Source organism: Vibrio nomapromontoriensis, assembly GCF_050337205.1.
Taxonomy (GTDB): Bacteria; Pseudomonadota; Gammaproteobacteria; order Enterobacterales; family Vibrionaceae; genus Vibrio; species Vibrio nomapromontoriensis.
On the sequence record NZ_JAKJSS010000013.1, the window covers coordinates 151,912 to 175,387 of the forward strand.

The window sequence follows — 23,476 nt, forward strand, 5'->3', positions numbered from 1 at the left end:
AAATTTAAGTCAGACTGCCTAGTTCATAATTATTCATAAAATTAACTTAAAAGTCAGCATGCCAATATTACCCATTGGTGATGTGTTCACTTTAAGAAAAAGGAGTTCTTAAGATGAATACCCAATTCTTGCGCCGCATTTCTATTCAGAACCGTTTGTATCTATTGATCCTAGTTGTTTCTGTTGCCCTGCTTGTTCCACTTGCTCTGTCACTTGTCGACTACGACAAATCTCTGACAGAGGCAAAACAAACCAAAACCCGCCACCTTGTTGAGAGCGCCTATACGCTCGTCAATCATTACTACCAAAAACAGCAATCAGGCGCCATGACACAAAGCGAAGCTCAATCAGCAGCTAGCCAAGCGATTCAGGCTCTTCGTTACGAAACTAACGACTACTTTTGGATTAATGACATGACACCCAACATGATCATGCACCCTCTTAAACCAAAACTCGTTGGACAGAACTTAAGCCAAATATCGGATCCTAATGGCAAACGCTTGTTTGTCGATATGGTTGAAGTAGCAAAAAGCAAACAATCTGGATTCGTGAACTATATGTGGCCAAAGCCGGGTGCCGACGCTCCCGTGGAAAAAATATCCTATATTAAAGCCTTTACCCCTTGGGGTTGGATCATTGGTACTGGCGTTTATGTCGATGATATTCAAGCCTTGGTCTGGAACGAAATCAAAAAGGTGATGACATCCGTCTTAGTGGCTCTAGTCTTTATGTTAGCCCTTGCTACTTGGCTCAGCCGCAGTATTGTCACGCCATGTAAAGAAACATTAGATGCGCTTAATGATATCGCCAGCGGGGATGGCGACCTATCACGCCAGTTACCTGAAAAGGGCGCCGATGAACTAAGCCAGATTGCCGCGGCATTCAACCGTTTTACAACCAAGCTTGGTGTCATTATTAGTGATATTAAACCCGTCACCGAAAACATCACTGAAGCCGCTGTATCACTAAACAAAGTCGCGCAAGGCAGCGCAAGCAAATCTCAGCAACAACAACAGGCTGTCGACACTGTTGCCTCAGCAATGAATGAGCTTCACGCCAGTAACCAAGAAGTCGCCAACTCAGCTCAACATGCAGCAAGCGCCGCTAAGCAAGCCAGTGAGCAGGGTAAACACGGTACACAAGTTATTGAGTTAGCATCAAGCTACATGCAGTCTTTATCGGTTCGCCTAACGGAGACTGACGCCAACATTCAGATGCTAGCCAATGATACTCAAGAGGTGGGGTCGGTTCTGGAAGTCATTCGGGGTGTCGCAGAACAAACCAACTTGTTAGCACTCAACGCAGCTATTGAAGCAGCAAGAGCTGGAGAGCAAGGACGAGGATTTGCTGTCGTGGCCGATGAAGTCAGAACACTGGCGACTCGAACCCAAACCAGCACTGATGAGATAGAGCAAATCATTCAAAAACTGCAATCTCAAGCGTCAGAAGTCAGCCAATCAATGACTCAAACACAGCAACAATCAAAGGCGACACTCGAACAAGCTGCGAATGCGAAACAAGCGCTCACGGAAATTGATGATCAAGTGAATGCCATTCTTTCTCTCAATCAACAAATTGCCGAAGCCAGCTCACAACAAACACTGGCAACCGATGAAATTAGTCAGAACCTAACACAAATTGCCGACCACGGCAGCCAGTCCGCGATTGAAGCCAAGTCACTTGCCGATGCAAGCGAGCGCCTACTGGAGGATGGACAGACGCTCGCCAATGGCGTTGGGGCATTTAAAGTCTCCTGATTTCCGTTTATCGCAATAAGAAAAGGCGAACGGTAAACCGTTCGCCTTTGATTTAAGTGGTCGTCAATTGGGGTAGCGGCCACTGCATTTTGATGAGAGCGTGATGGTGGAGCATGCCTGCCGACATCACAATGTCATCATTATTGGCCCTTGAGTACCTTCACGGTATAGCTGCCATCCTTCTGGCGATACAAGCCATGAATATCCGTTTCAAAACCTGGATAATGGGCACCAATCTCACAAAGCATTTCTAAGAAATCTAATACTGGACGCGAACTGTCTGTCACCATTTCGCCTGGCAACACCAATGGAACACCAGGAGGGTATGGCAAAATCATATTGGCACTGACACGTCCTACCATATCTTGCAGATTAATCTCTTCAATTTGGCCGCGTAACTCTTGTTGCCACGCAGCATGAGGAGTCACTTTCATTTCCGGTAAGACATCAAAGGCTTTATACATGAGTTCTGGAAGCTGATACTTCATCGTCAAATCATGTATGCCCTGCGCGACTTCTTGAATTCGTTTGCCTTCATAAAAGCTAGGATCTTCTCGATACAATGATGGCAACATATTACGTACCGTTAGATTTAGGTCGTAACCACGTTTGAACTCGGTTAAGCCACGTAATAGCTGCATCGCTTTAGACTTATCAATACCAATAGAGAACAAGAACAATAGATTATAAGGACCTGTTTTCTCAACCACGATACCACGCTCGTCAAGGTACTTAGCCACTAATGATGCAGGAATACCAGAAGACTCCAGTTCACCAGATTTATTCATTCCCGGAGTCAGTAGTGTGATCTTAATAGGGTCCAAATACATATGGTCATCATCAAGATCTTTGAATCCATGCCATGTCTCTTTTGGATCCAGTTTCCAGCACTCTGTCGTATCAATATTATCTGGTTGCCACACATCAAAGAACCAGCCTTCACTCTCACCTTTTAGTCGCTTAATCTCTTTACGGAAACGAACAGCACGGTCGATGGAATCTTGCATCAACTTACGTCCCGTATTACCACGCATCATCGCAGCAGCCGTTTCCGTAGAAGCGACAATGCCATATTGAGGAGACGTTGAGGTGTGCATCATAAAGGCTTCATTAAATGACGCCTGATCAAACTCACCTTTTATGTGAATCATAGAAGCCTGCGAGAACGCTGCGAGCAATTTATGCGTGGATTGCGTTTCATAGAACACTTTACCCGGCATCGCCTCACCGCTCATGCCAGATTTACCATCGTAGATCGCGTTGAAATTAGTGTATGGCACCCAAGCACTATCGAAGTGGATGTGTTTGCAATCTAAAGACTCTTTGATGAATTGAGTATTGTAAAGCAGCCCATCGTAAGTGGAGTTAGTAATAACCGCGTAGCTCGGCGCTGTGGCACCTTCTGTCATAGCGACTTTGTCTGCTATCACGTCACGGCTAAATTCTCGCTGTGGAATGCCACCAAGAATTCCATAAGCATTGCGTGTTGGTCGGAAGTAAATCGGCGTAACGTCCGTCATCATCATTAAGTGTGTCAGCGATTTATGGCAATTGCGATCCACCAGCACAGTACTGCCTGCTGGCGCTGAATACATGCCGACGATTTTGTTGGACGTGGATGTACCATTAGTCACAATATAAGAACTATCGGCATTGAACGTACGGGCAATATACTCTTCCGCTTCTTTGTGAGGCCCTGAGTGATCAAGTAAAGAGCCTAACTCAGGCATCGAGATAGAAACATCCGCCTTAAAAGTATTTGGACCGTAGAAATCATAGAAAATACTGCCCGCTGGGCTTTTCTGGAACGCGGTTCCGCCCATGTGCCCTGGTGTACAGAAGGTATATTTCCCCTCTTCTACATACTTAAATAATGCTTTAGTGAACGGAGGCATGATGGCACTTTTGTAGGCCTCAGTCGCTTGCTTCACTTTCACGACAATATCGTCTGCCATACCTAAAGCATACTCAAAGAAACTCACATTCAAACGCAGATCTGTCAGTGAAATATCCAAGGTTGATTGGTCATTGGCAAAAGCATGGACTGGCAGCTTGTCGTTTACAGCACTGATACGTTCACATAAATTCAGTGAGTACTTATCCCAGTCAAATAACACACCGCATACCCGCGGGTTCATCTCGATAAGTTTCATTAAGTCTTTGTCGTCAACAGGATAGACCACATCATAGCCAGCTTTTTCTAATGCAGCATGCAACTGACGAACGGGCTCTTCTTTAAAGAACACACCCATGTGATTAAGGATTGCAAAAATATTCATTTGGAGATCTCCAAGGTGAATGAGGGCGCTCCCTGCCAATGACAGTGAGTAACTAGAGCGCCTAAGGAATAAGTTGTTGGTGTGATAGTTCACACCAGCAGAGAATTAGTGACTGGATTGTTGTGACGTTCTTTCGTTCGGGTGTTGCTCCATATATTGAGCCAGCCCCGCTTTCTTGCTATAGAACATCAGAATAATCAGCGACATAATGAAGGTAGCGGTGAGTGTTGTCCCTTCCGCCCCAGCCAATGCCACCATGCAAAATAAGCAAGCAACACCAGAGAAGAACATGACAAAGCCATTACGAGTGGTCATGCCCTCGAAACGAATCAAATTAATACTTGAATAGAAATAAGGCAGCATGGTGAGTAGAACCGCATCGGTGGTGAGCTGGTTAAAGAGATCGGCAGCGTGAGCAGTTTTAGAGCTAAAGACCATCAATACACACATTAATGCCGTCATCTTAATCGACGCCAAAATCAGGCCCTTTCTAGGCACACCATTTTTGTCTACTTCACCGTACACTTTAGGGAAGTTACCGTCAGTGGCGGCACGTTTACCGGCTTCGCCAACCAGCATCATCCAAGAGCCCAGAGAAGTGAAACACGCTAATGCAGTGAAAGCCGCTACAAATGGGGCTGTCCAATGGCCAAAGATTTCTGTCGTTGCTAGCGCAAAGGGGGCACCTGAAGCCGCGACTTCTGCCGCAGGGAACATGCCACTAATCATTTGGGTAGAGACAATATAAATAACCCCTGCAATCGCGGTTCCTAACATCGTTGCCATCGGCACAGTGCGTTTCGGATTCTCAACCATACCTGACGATACTGCGGCAGATTCAACGCCAACAAACGACCAAAGACAAATCAGCACAGCGGCGATAACAGCATGGCTGTCGCTGCCTGCAGAGACATTCCAGTTTTGGCTATAGAGTGCAGGTTCAAAGTGCGTCCAACCAAAGAAAGCCGTACCTAAAACGGGAACCAGAATAAGCACAAGTCCTAATGTACATAGGCGACTCACCCAGCTGCCACCTAACAAGTTGACCATGGTAAAAACCCAAACAGACGCGATGGTCGCAAGACCTGCTGGCACTGGGTTATTAAGCACTGGAAAAAAGACCGAGAGGTAAGACACGCCGGTAATTGCAATCGCCAAATTACCAATCCAGTTAGCATGGTAATAAAGCACACCAGTTTGGAAGCCAAAAACAGGAGAGATTTCACCCGCGTAGGCAATAGGTCCACCCTCTTGTGGGTTTTTCGTTGCTAAGCGCGCAAAAACAAAGGCAAGACTCAACGCCCCGACGATACATATTATCCAGCTATATAGTGAAATAGAGCCGACCGCCGCTAAACTTGATGGCAACAAAGCGATACCACTGCCCATCATGTTTCCGGCAACAACCCCCGTACAGGCAACAAGACCGATTTTCTTAGTATTCGATGACATAACATCTCCACATGTTTTCTACTTAAGCGCGTTGCGCCCAAACTGAATCCGATTCGAGATGCCACCAGAAAGTGATGTTGCACCTCATTAAATTTCGAAGTGCAGGTTACGCCCTATCATCGCTAAAAAAATCAATCTAAAGTTATCAATAAAAACATTAGCGACAGAACGTTAATCTTGATATAAACCTTATCATCAATACAAACAAACCCTAACAAAAACAATGAATTAACAAATAACCGAGTAAATTATAAATCACTATAAAAATATCAGGACGTCAATATTATCCATGTCCATACACTGCCCTGATATCAAGGTTATGGTGAAACAAATAAAAACGCCCTCCACATAGGGAGGGCGTTGAAGCATTCTTAGCTCGACGTATTACTTTGAGGTATACGCTTCAAGATCTCTATTTCAACGTCGGTCTTTTCAACGTCCATATCGTAAATACTTCACCTGATCCGCATTATTACAGGAGACGAACAACAGAAGGGTGAACAGCCCGATACATCGCGTGGTCAATCTGTTTGAGATTACTCGAAAACACTAAGTTTTCGCACAACAGATACGTTTCTACTGAGGTATCAATATAAAATGCCTCACTATACGCTTCACTGGCATTATCCAGATCACCAGCAAGCTCGGCATGCTTGCCTTTGATCACATAAGACAATACTGAATCGCGTATCTTTAACGCTTGTTTAAGGTGAGCTTGAGCCTTAGCTTGCTCCCCTAACATGGTTTCGTGTAATGACAATGCCTCATAAATTCTAGGTTGGATCGGACCACTTTCACTAGAGACAAAATGATTAAGCGCCAAACTGAGTTGCGTTAACCTCTCTTCTTTTAATACCTTACTTTCATCAAGAGCTTGCTGGACGTAATAAGCGACTAATAACTCAGACTGAACATAAGCATTATCAGGCTCCGAGATTAGGATCTGCTCTAACAAGTCAATCGCATGCTGAAATTGCTGGTTATCAGACACATTGAGGTAATGATTGGCGCGAATAAACAACGCTAACGCTTCAGGATCATTGGGCACACCCGACACCGTGTTAATGGCTCGCTGCTCTGCATCTTCAATCTTTAAGATCCGCATAAGATCTAACGAACTCTGCTTCAGCACTGACTTAAGATGCTTATTCGCCAACGCGTACTGCCGACTAAACAACACTTTCTCTGAAGAGTTGTCTCTATATTCCAATTCTAGAAAGTCTCCGCCATCGTTTTCATCCACTCTGACTAAGACGGTTTTCCCGGGAACAATGCCTGTTTTGAACGCCGTCTTGTGTAACATCACTCGATAGTCGGTGACTCGGGTAATATCTAGCATCAACTTCTGAGCAAACCCATCCGCCAATTCGTAACTACGCCCAAAGCTACGAATCCCATCTTGGTATTCAAACGCGATCAAATGCGTATCAATTACCTGAGTAATACTCACTTCCGACTGCTTATAGGTAAACACCCCTACCGCCGCCACTAATATACCAATCCAAATTGCATTAATAATTCCTAAGCGCCAAGGGCTAAGAAGCGATTTTACTTTAGGGTGTTTAGGATTTTTTTTCTTTTGATATAGCGCGCGGGTGAGCGGAGCGGCCGGAAAAGCCATCGGCTCTTGTAGTGCTTTTGATTGAGTCTCAATTGGAGGAGAAGTTGGTGTAGTCACTGAGGTGACGTGAGCCACATCCGTTACATTAGCGGTAGATAACGTCCGATATTGATGAAACTGTTCAGTGGTCATAGGGGTGACGGCCGCGACCAGTTTATAACCGCGTTTTGGCACAGTGCCGACATAGTGTAAATTTTCTTCACGGCCATCACGCAGAATTTTACGCAACTCAAACACCGATTGAGTTACCACTTGATCTGTGACGATGGCGTTATCCCAAACATAGCGAATCAGCTCATCGCGGCAGTAAACTTGCCCCGAATGTTCAGCTAAAAAAAGTAATAAATTGACTAAGCGTGGTTCAACGGAGACTTCCCTATCTTGTCGATACAGCTTATTTTCATCAACGCTGAGTACCCAGTCATTGATTTGAAAATAGACCTCTACCATATAAATTGTCGTCTCTCACATACCGCATCGCACCCGCCAAATAGCACCACGCTACTAGTAGGAACACGAAGAAAGGCGGGATTATAGTAGCCCTATAGGCATTCACCTACCAAATGCGAATGATCAAACATGCAAACTTAGGTTATTTACCTCCTAATCCGTTTTACCACCGTTATTCCAGAGCCGCCAAGATAGAGCAGTGACTGGCATCATGCTGATGCCCACAACAAGCATCATTGATTTTCTTTAACGCTGAACGGATACGCGTGAGTTCGGCAATTTTCTGATCGATCACCGCTAATTTAGCAGACGTAATGGCTTTCACTTCTGCACAACTATGCTCTGTCGCTTCCAACTTTATGCCCAGCAATTCTTTAATTTCATCCAGACTCAGCCCCAACTCTTTAGCTTTCAGTATAAAATTGACCTGCCTTTGGCTTTCTTCATTGTAAAGCCGATAACCCGACTCACTGCGACCCGCTGGAATAATTAATTGGTTTTTCTCATAAAACCGCAACGTATCCGCCGTCACCTTGCAGCGTTTTGCTAACTCACCTATCTGAAACATAACCTTTTAATTTAACCTCTTCGTTACAATGTCGACCTAAAATCTATTTTTTTGCACTTTTTTTTGCGATGCCAAACGATTGCGCGAGCTTTTTTGTAATAGATTGGTTAGAATACGCGCCAACAGCATCAACGATGCTTTTTTGTGCAAGGGTCATTGCCCAAATGGATAATAAGCGCTCTAAACGGCGCTGCAAAGCAATCTGTTTTGGCAACAATCTTTTAGCCGTGAGTAAGCATAATCACAACGCCTACCCACAGCAACGTTAACTCTGTGACTTTGAGGAAGACAGAAGCATGAATAACGCTCGTCCAATTCGCCGCGCTCTTATCAGCGTATCTGACAAAACTGGTATTGTTGAGTTTGCCCAGGCACTCTCGCAACGTGGTGTTGATATCCTTTCTACTGGTGGCACTGCTCGCCTACTTGCTGAGCAAGGCATTGCGGTGACAGAAGTATCCGATTACACAGGATTTCCTGAAATGATGGATGGCCGTGTAAAAACACTGCATCCAAAAGTTCACGGTGGCGTTTTAGGCCGTCGCGGCCAAGATGATGATGTGATGGAAACTCACGGTATTAATCCTATCGATATGGTTGTTGTAAACCTATACCCATTCGCAGAAACCGTTGCTAAAGAAGGTTGTACTCTTGCTGACGCTGTTGAGAACATCGACATCGGTGGACCAACCATGGTTCGCTCTGCTGCGAAAAACCACAAAGACGTAACGATCGTGGTTAACGCACACGACTACGACCGCGTTGTCGCTGAAATGGACGCTAACGAGAAATCTCTAACGCTAGAGACTCGCTTCGACCTAGCTATCGCAGCATTCGAGCACACCGCGTCTTACGACGGCATGATTGCTAACTACTTCGGCACTATGGTTCCATCTTACGGTGAGAACAAGGAAGGTGATGAAGAGTCTAAATTCCCTCGTACGTTTAACCAACAGTTCGAGAAAAAACAAGACATGCGCTACGGTGAGAATAGCCACCAAGCAGCCGCATTCTATGTTGAAGCAAATCCTGAAGAAGCATCCGTTTCTACCGCTCGCCAAATCCAAGGTAAAGCACTGTCTTACAACAACATCGCTGACACTGACGCTGCACTTGAGTGTGTGAAAGAATTCGACGCACCAGCTTGCGTTATCGTTAAGCACGCTAACCCATGTGGTGTTGCACTAGGTGAAGATATCCTAGAAGCTTACGACCGTGCATTTAAAACAGACCCAACGTCTGCATTTGGCGGCATCATTGCATTCAACCGTGAACTAGACGCAGCAACAGCAACGGCAATCACTGAGCGTCAATTCGTTGAAGTCATCATTGCGCCGTCAGTTTCTGCTGAAGCGGTAGCAATCGTAGCGGCTAAGAAAAACCTTCGCCTCCTTGAGTGCGGTGAGTGGACAACTAAGACCACTGGCTTTGACGTAAAACGCGTTAACGGCGGCCTGCTCGTTCAAGACCGCGACCAAGGCATGGTTTCTGAAGATGACCTGAAGGTAGTTTCTAAGCGCCAGCCTACAGCAGAAGAGCTAAAAGACGCTCTATTCTGCTGGAAAGTAGCGAAATACGTTAAATCTAACGCTATCGTTTACTCGAAAGGCGACATGACTATTGGTGTAGGCGCTGGCCAAATGAGCCGCGTTTACTCTGCGAAGATTGCAGGCATCAAAGCTGCAGACGAAGGTCTACAGGTTGAAGGTTGTGTAATGGCATCTGACGCATTCTTCCCATTCCGTGACGGTATCGACGCGGCAGCAGAAGCAGGCATCAAGTGTGTTATCCAACCAGGCGGCTCTATGCGTGATGACGAAGTTATCGCAGCAGCAGACGAACACGGCATGGCGATGATCTTCACGGGCATGCGTCACTTCCGCCACTAATATTTAGTTTATCTAAACGATTAGTAGCTATCGAGCCTCTCAAATTTGAGGGGCTTTTAAGAATTATAGACTTAAGGATTAAAACATGAACGTATTGATCATCGGTGCTGGCGGTAGAGAACACGCCTTGGGTTGGAAAGCGGCACAAAACCCAAACGTTGAAACAGTATTCATTGCTCCAGGTAACGCAGGTACTGCACTTGAGCCTAAACTTGAGAACGTAAACATCGGCGTTGAAGACATCGCAGGTTTAGTCGCGTTTGCTCAAGAGAAAAAAATCGAACTGACTATCGTCGGCCCTGAAGCACCATTAGTTATTGGTGTGGTTGACGCCTTCCGTGAAGTGGGCCTGCCAATATTTGGTCCTACTCAAGCAGCAGCTCAGCTTGAAGGTTCGAAAGCATTCACCAAAGACTTCCTCGCTCGTCATGATATCCCAACGGGTTACTACGCTAACTTCACTGAGATTGAGCCAGCTATCGCTTACGTTCGCGAGCAAGGCGCTCCAATCGTGGTCAAAGCTGACGGTCTTGCTGCTGGTAAAGGCGTTATCGTTGCGATGACGCTTGAAGAAGCAGAAGACGCAATCAAAGACATGCTAGCGGGCAACGCATTTGGCGAAGCTGGCAGCCGCGTTGTTATCGAAGAATTCCTTGAAGGCGAAGAAGCAAGCTTCATCGTTATGGTTGACGGTTCTAGCGTTCTTCCTATGGCAACGAGCCAAGATCACAAACGTGTTGGCGACAAAGATACAGGTCCTAATACAGGCGGCATGGGCGCTTACTCTCCTGCGCCAGTTGTAACTCCTGAAATCCATAATCGTATCCTTGAGGAAGTTATCTACCCAACGGTACGTGGTATGGACGCTGAAGGCGCACCTTACACTGGTTTCCTTTACGCTGGCCTAATGATCGATGCTGACGGCACACCTAAGGTTATCGAATACAATTGCCGTTTCGGCGATCCAGAAACGCAACCAATCATGATGCGTATGGAGTCTGACCTTGTTGAACTTTGCCTAATGGCTATCGACGAGAAACTAGACCAAGCAGAATCGAAGTGGGATCCACGCGCTTCTATCGGTGTTGTTCTTGCGGCCGGCGGTTACCCTGCTGACTACGCAAAAGGTGACGTTATTTCACTACCAACAAGTGAAGTTGAAGGCCAAAAGGTTTTCCACGCGGGTACGACAAATAACGAAGCTGGCGATGTTGTGACAAACGGTGGTCGTGTACTTTGTGCTACGGCACTAGGTAACACCGTTTCTGAGGCTCAAGAGCGCGCTTACGCGTTGACTAAGCAAGTTAGTTGGAATGGCATGTTCCACCGCAACGACATTGGCTATCGCGCTATTGCTCGTGAGCTAAAAAAGTAGTTTTTATCTAAATCTATTAACGCTATACCAAGAAGGGCGCCATAACGGCGCCCTTCCTTTATCGAACCAAAGTAGCCTGCTTACTACTCATCAGCAATTAGATTCGGTCTTTCAATACAATCGGCATCGCCTTCAGATAACATCAGTAACTGCTCTACACGAGCGCCAGTTAAACGCGTACTCCCCAAGAAGGCCACGTAGCTCTCTACCGCCGCTAATCTTTGCACAACGAAGTCTGGTAGTGTTTGCTCAAACTTAATGTTTTGCAAAGCGATACCATTGCAGGTTTCTAATGTTTTACCATCCCAATGCCCCTGAATGAGCTCCAAGCCATCGCTATCTTGCTCTTTGACTCGCTCGGTGAGTAAGGTTGCTTCTCGCTGGTAATTCTCAAGTTGAGCCCGTTTGATTGGCAGCACTTTACCATTACGACGATACTGCTGGTAAATCGCCTCACCATCTTTATTAAAACGCACATGGATTCGGTATTCTACCGGTTTGTTTGGCGGATCATTTTGCAGCCCTTCACGAACAAACTCACGTAACTCACCGCCACTCCATCGATAATTAGACTTGTACCAACCGTAATCATTCATGTTGACATATTCCGCCGCATTATACGGCTGAGTCAAACGCTCTGTGTACCAGTAAAGGCTAGTTGCATCACCAAGAGTTTGCCCTCCCGTGAACTGAGAGTACTGGTTAATACTAGGGGTAGGCGTTGAAGAACAACCCACTAAGGCAACCGTGAGTAATGATAGCAGTAGCGTCTTTTTCATTTACGTTCTATGACCTCAAATGATCGATACTATCGAGAAAATAACCAGCGTTAATCGGAAAGTGCACTCTATGATAAGACCATAAAAATGGCAGGATGTTCATATAAGTTTAGTATCTGAGAAAGGGAAGCATTGGTAAAACAACGAGAGATAAGGCTTGGGCAGGTTTACCAGTAATCCTCTTTAGTAACAACAGCACCGATGATACCAATATCATCGGTGCTGCTTTAATTACTTAACTGCGTCTTTAAGCGCTTTGCCTGAAACGAATGCAGGTACGTTAGCAGCAGCGATTTGGATCTCGTCACCCGTTTTAGGGTTACGGCCCGTACGTGCAGCACGGTGATTAACTTTAAACGTACCGAAACCAATTAGTTGAACTTGGTCACCTTCACTTAGTGCTTCAGAAACACCTGAAAGCGTTGCTTCAAGAGCTGCTTTTGCTTGTGCTTTAGATAGATCAGCTTTTTCAGCGATAAAGTCGATTAATTGGGTCTTATTCATTAGGTTTCCCTTCTTTCATGTTATCGAATTAAAGCCCACTCTAAATCATAAAGCCCCCATCTGGCAAAGGTTTGTAGAGCATCTTTATCACTAATGATTGAGATTTCGCCATTTTATGAGCATTAACTCACAATTTGTTACCCTAAGATTGAATTTGAAACCTTGTAATTTGTGTCATAAAGTCCCATAAAGGCACTGCTGCACAAGTGATAAGCCTGATGAATCCATTGGAGCAGCCCTATTTTATTAACACTCACCAACAATGCACAGGCTGAAGTTTCAGCAAAGTTAGGTTGATGTGTGTACACACTAGGACATAAATGTTTCTCTTAACGGTATATATTTCGGTTGCGATCGGTGTTTCTTTTATCTGTTCGGTATTGGAAGCAGTGCTACTTAGTATTACACCAAGCTACCTTGCTCAGCTACGACAAAATGAACACCCGGCAGCGGGAAGACTGGCGAAACTAAAAGCCGATATCGATCGCCCACTGGCCTCTATTCTAACGCTCAATACCATTGCTCATACCATTGGTGCAGCAACAGCAGGCGCGCAAGCGGCTGTGGTATTTGGAAGCGAATGGTTAGGTGTGTTTTCTGCGGTACTCACGCTTGGCATCTTAGTACTGTCAGAGATTGTTCCGAAAACTATTGGGGCAACCTACTGGCGCCAACTCGCGCCGTCAGCGGCTAGCACCCTGCGCTGGATGGTATGGGCTTTGACACCATTTGTTTGGTTCTCTGAACAAATCACTAAGCGTCTCGCTCGTGGCCATGAAGCACCTAAAATGCGTGATGAACTCTCTGCGATGGCACTACTCGCAAAAGAAAGTGGGGAGTTTGCTGAAGGCGAATCGAATATATTGACGAACATCCTTAATATACAAGATATCCCAGTCACTCACGTGATGACGCCAAGACCGGTTGTGTTTCGTGTACCCGCAGAAATGACGATTAATGAATTTCTCGACCAACACAAAGATACGCCGTTTTCTCGCCCACTGATTTATCGTGAGCAAAAAGACAATATCTTAGGCTTTGTACACCGTCTTGAGCTATTTAAGCTCCAGCAACAAGGTGCTGGAGAGCAGCAACTAGGTGCGGTCATGCGCCCTATTCATGTGCTATTTAACACAATAATGCTACCTAAAGCCTTTGAAAAAATGATGGCTGAACGATTACACATCGCCATCATTGTTGATGAGTACGGCACGATTCAAGGCATTATTACCCTGGAAGATATCTTCGAGCACTTACTCGGCCAAGAGATTGTCGATGAGGCAGACAAGACCACAGACATGCAAGAGCTTGCCTCACAACGCTGGGAGCATTGGAAAGAAAAGCATAGCATGATTGATGGTTCTGATGAGGACGATGAAGAGCTAAAGGACAAACCTTCGGATAAGCCTGCAGAGACCGCTGAAAAGAAAGACTCTGACCAATCTCCGTCATAGCTTTTAGCTTCTAGCTTCTAGCTTCTAGCTTCTAGCTTCTAGCTTCTAGCTTCATAACGATACCAAAAAGCGCCAGTGAGAATCCTCGCTGGCGCTTTTTATTTTACTGCGGCTTCTTATTCTATCGATGACGTCGTTTTAGTGACTACCAATCTCATTACCAAGTAAAAAGTTTTCATCACTACTCACCACCACCCCATACTTGAGGAAGTTTTTACCCAAAATCATGCTGTAATGAAAGCGAGAGCGGTCTTGTAGATTCACCTTTACGGTTTTCTCCACATCCCCTAATTGCACTCTCATCTCAACGACAGGGCGGACATTGGCTTTTTCACCTTGCTTGGCCTTGATGCGCATAACGTCGACAACTTCACGAGTAAACGTCTGCTTCATACCCATATCATTGGCATAGGTAAAGGTGACCATTTTTTTACCGTCTTTTTCAAACTGCTTGATATCCAGTGCATTCATCGAACTAACATCAGCGCCAGTGTCTAATTTAACTGGAAATTGCAGCCCTTCGACGGTTGCATTCTCAATATGCCCCGCGGTAAATACAGGATACGCATCAAGCAAATTTTCACTGCGTGTATTCACTAATACGCCGGACTTCTTAGCTTTCTTGCCAATGACAAAATACGGTTGGTTGCCTTCGTCACTATCCAGCGCCTCTAAAGCAAACTCAACATTAACGTCCTTGCCTCCTACGATGAACTCACCATCGACAACGGGTCTCACCGTGTCACCTACTTTAATTTTTCGCAAAATGGTTTTACGAATAATCTCATCATTTCCAAGATCATTAGAGAGGTAGTACTCAACTTTATCTCGCCCTTTCGCCTCAATCATTTCAAAGCTGGCGACCTTAAGTAAAGGGGTGCTAACTGTGAAAGAAGGCTCAGCATCCAATTTGTGCCCATCTAAAATCAATGTTTCAACCGGAGAAACAACAAGTGGGCTGTCACTCATTCGCGCTTTAAAGCTTTGCTTTTTCTTTGTCAGTTTATTCTTAGCTTGAGTGTCGATAATGAAATGCTGATTTATCGTATTCAAACCTAGACGCAATTGAGTGCTATTTTTCGAACGGTCTTTCAGATAGACCAAAATTGGCTGCTCAAATTCTTTTTCCCCTTTAAAGGTCACGTAAACCATTGGGTACTCATTATCGCCCATCGACAACATTTTCACTAAAGGATACGTCACCGACTTTGATTCCTTATCCTTACCAGCCAAATCAAAAGTGACACTGCCTTCTTTTTGATTTACTTGGATATTTTGTGCGTTCAAGATACTGTAGTTATTCTTAAGTGAAAGGCTCACATCGACATTCACGCCGTCTACAGAACCCACTTCGCGACGACCAATCACCTGCGCGTCTTTCTGCGCTTGTAAATAATCATACCCAGCCATCACCCACGCGTTATTGGCTAAGAAAGTTTTGCCAATTAAAATAGGCGCACTAAATCCACTGCGATCTGTCAGGTTTACTTCTGTTTCAACGGTTTTTCCCGCGATGGTCATTGGAAGAGTCACTACCGGTCGGTAGATTGGTGTACTGCTTGTGCGGCTTCGAATCACACTCGTTCTCGTCAACGGGCGTTCCATTGTGATTTTTTCACCGGTATAAGGGTGGCGTACTGAAAAACGTACAATACCTTGGAAGTTGCGCTGTTCATTGTCAAACTCTTCTAGCCACCAGTCGCTCGCCGAGCCACCGTATTCATCGACTATGGTTTGCAGCAGCTTGTCATTACTGAGCCCTTGATATTTAGGGTTGTTACTGATGACTTCAATATCTTCAGCATGCATTGATGTCGTGTCGGCACCGGTGTCAATTTTTCCGACAAATGGCACGCCTTCTAACGCTTCAATACCTTGATAATAAACACTTTCAACACGACCTAAGACGATCTTTTTCTCAATCGTGAGTAATGGTGCTTGAGTCGTAGAAAGATCAGGTGCGGCCATTGCCCACCCACTGGTCATAGAGGCAAGAATTAACGCCAATTTAATTGCTGATTTCTTCATTATAATACATCCATTCACTGACCGACCGACTAATGGTATCCACTTCATATAAGACAACGAGCATCCTAATTTCTCCCTGCCTTCTTTTAACTTTACAGAAAACTAACGGAATATCCACGCGCATATCAATAAATTAGCAAATCTACAGCTATTTTCACCTCTGTCATGCAGAGAAAAATGACCGAGCAATTGCAAACTTGCTTTCGAGCCCTTATATCCTAAAGATATCAAGGAAGGGAGCATTCCTTTCTCTCACATAACAAAAAGAGAATACACGGATGAGCCACGCTATCTGTCAACTGATTGCTAAAGAGCTGAGCGTCAGCCCAAAGCAAGTAGAAGCTGCTGTCACACTGATTGATGACGGTAATACTGTTCCTTTTATCGCTCGCTATCGAAAAGAGGTCACGGGGGGGCTTGATGATACTCAGCTTCGCTCACTGGATTCGCGCCTGAGCTACTTACGAGAGCTCGACGACCGACGTCAAACCATCCTTAAATCCATTGATGAACAAGGCAAACTCTCCGCCTCATTAGCCAATGAAATTAATGAGGCTGACAGTAAGACTCGTCTTGAAGATCTCTACTTACCTTACAAACCAAAACGTCGCACTAAAGGACAAATTGCTATTGAGGCCGGTTTAGAGCCGCTCGCTGATCTCCTTTGGTTGCAGCCAGATAATGAGCCTGAAAGTTCGGCTCAGCGCTATATTGACGCTGCAAAAGGCATTGCCGATAGCAAAGCCGCGCTTGATGGTGCCCGTGCCATTATTATGGAGCGCATCGCTGAAGACGCGAGCTTACTCGATAAGGTTCGCCGCTATTTAACCAGCCATGCGGAGCTCACCTCTCGCGTGATCGCGGGTAAGGAAAGTGAAGGTGAAAAATTCAAAGATTACTTCGAGCACAATGAAGCGATTAGCAAAGTACCTTCTCATCGAGCGCTCGCTATGCTGCGCGGCCGAAATGAAGGCTACCTGCAACTTTCCCTCAACGCCGATCCAGCAAATGAGGAGAAAGTAAGAGAATCATACTGTGAGACCCTGATTGCCCAGCACTATGGCATTCACCTTAGTACCGCGGCTGCCGACGTTTGGCGCAAACAAGTTATCAGCTGGTCATGGCGTATCAAAGTGTCGATGCACATGGAAACAGAATTAATGGGCGCGCTAAAAGAACGCTCTGAAGTCGAGGCTATTGAGGTTTTCGCGACGAACCTAAAAGACTTACTCATGGCGGCACCTGCGGGTCCTCGCGCCACTCTTGGTTTAGACCCAGGTTTACGAACTGGCTGTAAAGTTGCGGTGGTAGATGCCACTGGTAAGGTATTGGCCACCGATGTTATTTATCCTCACGTGCCGCAAAAGCAATACGATAAATCTGCACACACCATCGATAAGCTTATCCAACAGTTTAATGTTGACCTCATTGCTATCGGTAACGGCACGGCATCACGTGAAACCGATAGCTTTGCCGCTGACGTGATTAAACGTGGCAACCATAAAGTACAAAAAATCATTGTCAGTGAAGCGGGTGCATCGGTCTATTCGGCTTCAGAACTCGCAGCAAAAGAGTTTCCGAACATGGATGTCTCTCTACGTGGCGCAGTGTCCATTGCTCGCCGACTGCAAGACCCACTCGCAGAGTTGGTAAAAATTGACCCTAAGTCAATTGGTGTAGGTCAATACCAGCACGATGTTAGCCAAACCATGCTCGCAAAGCGCCTTGATGCTGTGGTTGAGGACTGTGTAAATGCGGTAGGTGTCGACGTTAATACAGCATCGTCCGCCCTACTGACTAGAGTTGCTGGCTTATCAACAACCTTGGCGCAAAACATTGTCGACTACCGTGATGAGCACGGCCGTTTTGACGCTCGTACTACGCTCAAAAAAGTCGCTCGTTTAGGGCCAAAAGCATTTGAGCAATGTGCTGGCTTCTTACGCATAATGGGTGGCAAGAACCCATTAGATGCCTCTTCTGTTCACCCAGAGGCCTACCCCGTAGTCAAAACGATTGCTGAAAAAACTCATCGCCCATTGAATTCATTACTCGGCGACAGTGCTTTTCTAAAGTCATTGAGTGCCATCGATTACACCAATGATGTTTTTGGTTTACCCACCGTCACTGACATCATCAAAGAACTCGACAAACCTGGCCGAGATCCAAGACCAGAGTTTAAAACTGCGACGTTTGCAGAAGGGGTGAACACCGTTGCTGATTTAGAGCCAGGAATGATTCTGGAAGGTGTTGTCTCGAATGTCGCCAATTTTGGTGCCTTCGTCGATATTGGTGTGCACCAAGATGGCTTAGTTCATATTTCAGCATTGACCGATCGCTATGTTTCAGACCCTCGCGAAGTGGTGAAAGCGGGCGATATTGTCAAAGTAAAGGTTATGGAAGTGGATGCGGCTCGAAAACGTATCGGGCTTTCCATGCGCCTGAACGACGAGCCAGGACAAGATAATCGAACCTCTCGATCAGGTGGTCAAAATAACAAGACGACTTCTACGACAAAAACAGCTTCTAAGCCGCGTCAGCCGCGAGCAGAGACTGGTGGCAATGCGATGGGTGGAGCCTTCGCGGCTGCGTTTGCTAAAGCAAAAAAATAACCGCAATCCATCGTCATCCTCATGCCCGTAATAAAAAGGGCATGGATAATAAAAAGAGCACAATTTGTGCTCTTTTTACGTTACCGCAATAATATCAGAGGGCGTATTCGGCGCAACCGCATGGCCATAATGGTAGCGAATAACGGTACGTCGCTTTGCCATTCTCCCTTCCATAATGGCCGCTTTGAGTATTTTTTGCGGTAAGCGAAAACGCATTGCGTATCCTTTTCCTTGTGACGCACTGTAGGTATTCAATGCCAACAGCTGAAACAAACGTTGAATAGGATCGCTTGTGGAACGCGGCTCATTATCGTCGTCATATTCGGGATGCTCAGCCGGATCCCAAGCATTTCGTTTGCGCCGCTTTTCCTCTTCATTAATACGACGTTCCGCATTGGTTCTTGCAAGCTCAACCGTAGGGATAATTGGCTCACGAACCTTATTATCACGGGCTGCTTGCTCTGTTTGTGGATTAACAGAAGAAGCCACCACAGGCGCACTGATATTATTGGGCGACACTATCACTTATCACTCTCCTCTCAATTGAGTGAAAATAACTAATACTGCACAATTTAGTGGGTTACAAATGACGACGTATAATTCGCATTTATGCACGCGACCTAGACGCCTACCATAGAACAGTAGCAGCTTAGATTTACACGCTGCTACTGCCATTTAAAAACATACTTTCTTTTTATCGTATCGGAATATCTGTGAAAAACTTTACTCAATTCGAATGAAAAACCAACAATTTATCGAGCTACAAGGTTAAAGGAGAGACTTTAACTTTCCGACAAAGTTATCTAATTCAGTAATAAAGGGGGCATGAGAGGAACCAGTAAACACATGAGAATCATGTGCACTCATTTCAGAGTCCAGCACATCAGCGACTTTCACTGGTACTAAACCATCTAGGCGACCATACCAGCGATGAACAGGAACATCGACTTCTCGTAAAGCTTGACGCAAATCTAAACTCCCTAACCACTCTAAGCCTAAATGAAGCGCCTCCGGTGCCGGCATTGGACGAGATAAAACCGCCTCTTTCAACTGTTTTACATCCTTGCGAGCACTAGGACTCCCCATCGCTTGCAGTGCCATAAAGCGCTCAATCGTTAAGGTGAAATTCGCGGACAACTGCTCAGTGAAGGCATTCAACACCTCCTGCTTTATTCCTTTCCACGGTAATTGTTGCGAAAATTTCGGTGAACTCGCTAACGTCACTAATTGTACAACACGATCTGGATGCTGATTCGCAATCTGTGTGGCCACCAGCCCTCCAAGCGACCACCCTAACCAAATCGCTCTCGATGGCGCGCCCTCTAGGACAAGTGTTATCAAGTCAGAAAATGATTGGCATGATACTTCGCCACTTAAACCGTAACCAGGTAGATCAACGACATGTACCGTGAAGCAGTCTTTTAACTTCGGTATGCACTGCTCCCATACCGCACCGTTCATACCCCAACCATGGATCAAAATAAGATCGGGGCCCTGTCCTTCTGATTGCCAGTGAACTTTCACATCTTGACTCACATTCTCTCCTACTGAATTACAACTTTCTCGATTGAATTTTACTTCATGCTAATCACTATCTTACAAACGTCAGTTGATAGCGTCATGCAGAATTTTACTCCCATACGTAAGCGATGCCATATATGTGGTCTCGGTATCCCTTCTTCGCTCGGTCATAACCTTTGGTGCCACTATTGCCAACCTTATATCGAAGATGTTGTTCCACGCTGCCTGCGCTGCGCCTTACCTATTCTCAATGAACAATGTCCCAGTGAACAACCTCTCAATGAACAGTCGGTATGTGGTGAGTGCCTCAAACTTCCACCACCATGGCAAAGGATGGTTTGTTTAGGTGACTACCAATTCCCGCTTTCACTCTTTATTCAAAAAATAAAACAGCAGCGGCAATTTTGGTTATTACCGCCACTGATACAAAAACTCCAGCAACGCATTCCTGATCCCGCTCCGATACTCATTTCTGTTCCCATGACCTGGCATCAAGAATTATGGCGAGGCTTTAATCTTAGTCATTTAATGGCAAAACAAATGCATGCCTTGTGGCCTAACTGTCACCTTAAAGGGCAGGTTTTTCATAAACGGATGAATACGCCGAAACAGAAGTCACTTAACCGGCAGGCAAGACTCACTAACGTAGGCAACGCCTTCTCTTTGCAAAACGCCCCCACAGCCAAACATGTTGCCATTATTGATGATGTGGTCACAACTGGCGCGACGGTTAAGCATTTAAGCCAATTATTACTTGAAGTAGGCGTAGAAAAAATTGATATTTACTGTCTGTGCCGCACGCCAAATTGATTCACTGCACTCGACGACACATCTTGTACAAGCCGTGAGCAAAAAATTTTGGCATCCTCTTAGTTCAAGAGTAGAATAGCGGTAATAACCTACAAAATTACTCGGGTACTCGTCGTGTCAAATCCAATTACTATTACAGAAAGTGCACAAAGTCACTTTTCAAAACTTCTGGCACAGCAGCCAGAAGGTACCAGCATCCGCGTCTTCGTTGTGAACCCTGGAACACAAAATGCAGAGTGTGGCGTGTCATACTGCCCACCAGAAGCCGTTGAAAGCAACGATACTGAATTTAAATACGAAGTTCTAACGGCTTACGTTGACGAGCTTTCTCTTCCCTTCCTTGAAGACGCTGAAATTGATTTTGTCACTGACAAAATGGGCTCTCAACTTACGCTAAAAGCACCAAATGCAAAAATGCGTAAAGTCTCAGACGATGCTCCGCTAATGGAGCGCGTTGAGTATGCGATTCAAACACAGGTTAATCCGCAATTAGCCGGCCATGGCGGTCATGTTAGCCTAATGGAAATTACACCAGAGGGGATTGCCATCGTCCAGTTTGGCGGCGGCTGTAATGGTTGTTCCATGGTCGATGTTACGCTAAAAGAAGGCATCGAAAAGCAACTGCTTGAAGAGTTTTCTGGTGAGTTAAGCGCGGTTCGCGACATGACCGAGCACGATCGCGGCGAGCATTCTTACTACTAGCCCTCCCTTTAGGCGGCTTACCCTCAAGTAAGACAGCAGTATTTAAAGCGGCGCGTAAAGTTACTCTTTACGCGCCGCTTTTATTTTTCTTCGCCACATCATCGCAGATAATGACACCCTCCTAGCAAACTCAAACACGAACCTAGCCATAAGTAATTGTCACAGAACCTAGCATCTTGAAGTTACTTAGGTATATATTAACCACTACAATCAATGCGTCGCGATGGTATCGCTATCATTGCATATGCTAAGGAGAACTCCCATGCCGTCCAAACAAGGACCTGAAATCTTAGCCCAAAAAACCGTTGCTGAATCTAGGCTCTTTAAGATTGAAGCGCTAGACTTACAGTTTTCAAACGGGACTAAGCGAACCTACGAACGCATGAAGCCCAGTGGTCGAAATGCCGTTATGATGGTCCCAATCACCGAGCATGGCGATATTCTATTAGTTCGTGAGTACGCGGCAGGCACAGAGCGTTACGAGTTAGGATTCCCTAAAGGTCTTATTGATCCAGGCGAAGAAGCAGAACAAGCGGCAGTGCGTGAACTTAAAGAAGAAATCGGCTTTGGCTCTCGTACTCTGACACCACTCAAAGAAGTTATTTTAGCGCCGTCTTACTTCTCTAGCCGTATGACACTCTTCGTCGCACAAGATCTTTACCCTGAAAAGCTAGAAGGTGATGAACCAGAGCCACTGGAGATCATCAAGTGGCCACTTGCTCAAGCCGATGAGCTACTCACGCACATCGATTTTTCTGAAGCTCGCAGCATCACTGCGCTATTGTTAATGTTAAGACTAAAACCAACTCTGGGGCTGTAACGTAATGACTCTCAATCACGACCTCTCCCACCATTTACCTGATGTTATTGAAATTGCACGCTCTGCTGGGCAGCTCATTCTCGATATTTATGAAAAGAATGACTACGAATCCTATACCAAGGACAACGATACACCCGTCACCAGTGCTGATTTAGCCGCCCATAAATTGATTATGGAGCAATTGTCTCAACTTACCCCAAACATCCCAGTTTTGTCGGAAGAAGCCGCTGATATCAGCTTAGAGCAACGCTCCCAGTGGCGAGAATATTGGTTAGTTGATCCCTTAGACGGGACACAAGAGTTCATTGCTCGCAGCGGCGACTTTGCCACGATTATCGCCTTGGTTCGTGATAACAAGCCTATCATGGGCGTCGTTTATGCTCCCGTGTCTGGTGTGACCTATTACGCTTATCAGGGTAAAGGGGCGTGGAAGATTCCCGAGATGGATGAGAGTTTAAGAATTAAAGTGCACACGCATGAAGTGGCTAGCCACGCGATTTCTATTGCTATTAGCCGTAGACAGAACATCAATCGTGTGACAGAAAAAATGAGTAGCGCATGGAATTATGACTTAGTCCCTCTAGGCTCCGCCGCCCTGAAAGCATGCTTTGTCGCAGAAGGCGCTGTCGATTGTTATTTAAGACTCGGGCCTACCGGAGAGTGGGACACGGCGGCGACACAATGTATTGTTGAAGAAGCGGGAGGGGCCATTCTTAGCACTCAACTCGCGCCGCTTTCCTATAACTTAAGAGAAACGTTAGAAAATCCCAACTTCATCGTGATTGGTGATCAAGCTCTGCCTTGGGACGATATTCTTATTAAAGAGTAACCTCCCTCTAGTGGCAATAACTTACACTC

General features: G+C 45.6%; 18 protein-coding genes. 9 read left to right on the plus strand and 9 right to left on the minus strand.

Going from position 1 to position 23,476, the window contains the following annotated elements; translation table 11 throughout:
* Window positions 1–113: 113 nt before the first annotated feature.
* Window positions 114–1,757 (plus strand): methyl-accepting chemotaxis protein, encoded by a 1,644-nt coding sequence (locus tag L4D05_RS17585; protein ID WP_428794779.1) that lies wholly within the window; start codon window positions 114–116, stop codon window positions 1,755–1,757.
* Between the two features lie 140 nt (window positions 1,758–1,897).
* Here L4D05_RS17585 and L4D05_RS17590 read toward each other — a convergent pair whose 3' ends face one another.
* The 4 genes from L4D05_RS17590 to zntR form a co-directional block, all read right to left on the minus strand.
* Window positions 1,898–4,036: a lysine decarboxylase CadA gene (locus tag L4D05_RS17590; RefSeq protein WP_428754139.1), complete on the minus strand. Its 2,139-nt coding sequence runs from the start codon at window positions 4,034–4,036 to the stop codon at window positions 1,898–1,900.
* A 105-nt stretch (window positions 4,037–4,141) separates the two neighbouring features.
* Window positions 4,142–5,488 carry a cadaverine/lysine antiporter gene (cadB, locus tag L4D05_RS17595; RefSeq protein WP_428794780.1) on the minus strand — a complete coding sequence of 449 codons (1,347 nt, stop codon included), beginning with the start codon at window positions 5,486–5,488 and terminating at the stop codon, window positions 4,142–4,144.
* Window positions 5,489–5,960: 472 nt separating this feature from the next.
* Window positions 5,961–7,559, minus strand: coding sequence for a lysine decarboxylation/transport transcriptional activator CadC (gene cadC, locus L4D05_RS17600; protein ID WP_428794781.1), 1,599 nt, complete (start codon window positions 7,557–7,559; stop codon window positions 5,961–5,963).
* A 172-nt stretch (window positions 7,560–7,731) separates the two neighbouring features.
* Window positions 7,732–8,127 carry a Zn(2+)-responsive transcriptional regulator gene (gene zntR / locus L4D05_RS17605; RefSeq protein WP_265674643.1) on the minus strand — a complete coding sequence of 132 codons (396 nt, stop codon included), beginning with the start codon at window positions 8,125–8,127 and terminating at the stop codon, window positions 7,732–7,734.
* Window positions 8,128–8,423: 296 nt separating this feature from the next.
* Here zntR and purH point away from each other — a divergent pair, with 296 nt between their 5' ends.
* Window positions 8,424–10,016, plus strand: a complete 1,593-nt coding sequence (gene purH / locus L4D05_RS17610; RefSeq protein ID WP_428794782.1) for a bifunctional phosphoribosylaminoimidazolecarboxamide formyltransferase/IMP cyclohydrolase — start codon at window positions 8,424–8,426, stop codon at window positions 10,014–10,016.
* A gap of 85 nt (window positions 10,017–10,101) precedes the next feature.
* Window positions 10,102–11,391: a phosphoribosylamine--glycine ligase gene (gene purD / locus L4D05_RS17615; protein ID WP_428794783.1), complete on the plus strand. Its 1,290-nt coding sequence runs from the start codon at window positions 10,102–10,104 to the stop codon at window positions 11,389–11,391.
* Between the two features lie 83 nt (window positions 11,392–11,474).
* On the opposite strand, the gene L4D05_RS17620 is transcribed toward purD, so the two are convergent.
* Together L4D05_RS17620 and hupA are read right to left on the minus strand one after the other, a co-directional pair.
* Window positions 11,475–12,170 carry a DUF1481 domain-containing protein gene (locus L4D05_RS17620; protein ID WP_428754146.1) on the minus strand — a complete coding sequence of 232 codons (696 nt, stop codon included), beginning with the start codon at window positions 12,168–12,170 and terminating at the stop codon, window positions 11,475–11,477.
* A gap of 231 nt (window positions 12,171–12,401) precedes the next feature.
* The gene (gene hupA, locus L4D05_RS17625; RefSeq protein ID WP_250618734.1) at window positions 12,402–12,674 is read right to left on the minus strand and encodes a nucleoid-associated protein HU-alpha; all 273 of its coding nucleotides are present in this window, start codon (window positions 12,672–12,674) and stop codon (window positions 12,402–12,404) included.
* Window positions 12,675–12,994: 320 nt separating this feature from the next.
* On the opposite strand from hupA, the gene L4D05_RS17630 reads away from it, so the two are divergent.
* Complete coding sequence (locus L4D05_RS17630; protein WP_265674638.1) at window positions 12,995–14,128, plus strand: CNNM domain-containing protein; 1,134 nt, start codon at window positions 12,995–12,997, stop codon at window positions 14,126–14,128.
* A gap of 138 nt (window positions 14,129–14,266) precedes the next feature.
* Here L4D05_RS17630 and L4D05_RS17635 read toward each other — a convergent pair whose 3' ends face one another.
* Window positions 14,267–16,156 (minus strand): ATP-dependent zinc protease family protein, encoded by a 1,890-nt coding sequence (locus L4D05_RS17635; RefSeq protein WP_428794784.1) that lies wholly within the window; start codon window positions 16,154–16,156, stop codon window positions 14,267–14,269.
* Between the two features lie 278 nt (window positions 16,157–16,434).
* Between L4D05_RS17635 and L4D05_RS17640 the strand changes: the two genes are divergently transcribed.
* Complete coding sequence (locus tag L4D05_RS17640; protein ID WP_428794785.1) at window positions 16,435–18,765, plus strand: Tex family protein; 2,331 nt, start codon at window positions 16,435–16,437, stop codon at window positions 18,763–18,765.
* Window positions 18,766–18,840: 75 nt separating this feature from the next.
* On the opposite strand, the gene L4D05_RS17645 is transcribed toward L4D05_RS17640, so the two are convergent.
* A complete protein-coding gene (locus L4D05_RS17645; protein WP_265674635.1) occupies window positions 18,841–19,290 on the minus strand; it encodes an ATP-dependent Lon protease in 450 nt (149 codons plus the stop codon).
* Window positions 19,291–19,533: 243 nt separating this feature from the next.
* On the minus strand, window positions 19,534–20,301 hold the full coding sequence (bioH, locus tag L4D05_RS17650) for a pimeloyl-ACP methyl ester esterase BioH (protein WP_428794786.1): 768 nt from the start codon (window positions 20,299–20,301) through the stop codon (window positions 19,534–19,536).
* Window positions 20,302–20,346: 45 nt separating this feature from the next.
* Between bioH and L4D05_RS17655 the strand changes: the two genes are divergently transcribed.
* The 4 genes from L4D05_RS17655 to cysQ all read left to right on the plus strand — a co-directional run bounded on the left by L4D05_RS17655 (window position 20,347) and on the right by cysQ (window position 23,447).
* Complete coding sequence (locus tag L4D05_RS17655; RefSeq protein ID WP_428794787.1) at window positions 20,347–21,096, plus strand: phosphoribosyltransferase family protein; 750 nt, start codon at window positions 20,347–20,349, stop codon at window positions 21,094–21,096.
* A gap of 114 nt (window positions 21,097–21,210) precedes the next feature.
* Window positions 21,211–21,798: a Fe-S biogenesis protein NfuA gene (gene nfuA / locus L4D05_RS17660; protein WP_265674632.1), complete on the plus strand. Its 588-nt coding sequence runs from the start codon at window positions 21,211–21,213 to the stop codon at window positions 21,796–21,798.
* Window positions 21,799–22,060: 262 nt separating this feature from the next.
* Window positions 22,061–22,618, plus strand: coding sequence for an ADP compounds hydrolase NudE (nudE, locus tag L4D05_RS17665; protein ID WP_428754154.1), 558 nt, complete (start codon window positions 22,061–22,063; stop codon window positions 22,616–22,618).
* Window positions 22,619–22,622: 4 nt separating this feature from the next.
* Window positions 22,623–23,447: a 3'(2'),5'-bisphosphate nucleotidase CysQ gene (cysQ, locus tag L4D05_RS17670; protein ID WP_428754156.1), complete on the plus strand. Its 825-nt coding sequence runs from the start codon at window positions 22,623–22,625 to the stop codon at window positions 23,445–23,447.
* Window positions 23,448–23,476: the final 29 nt, after the last annotated feature.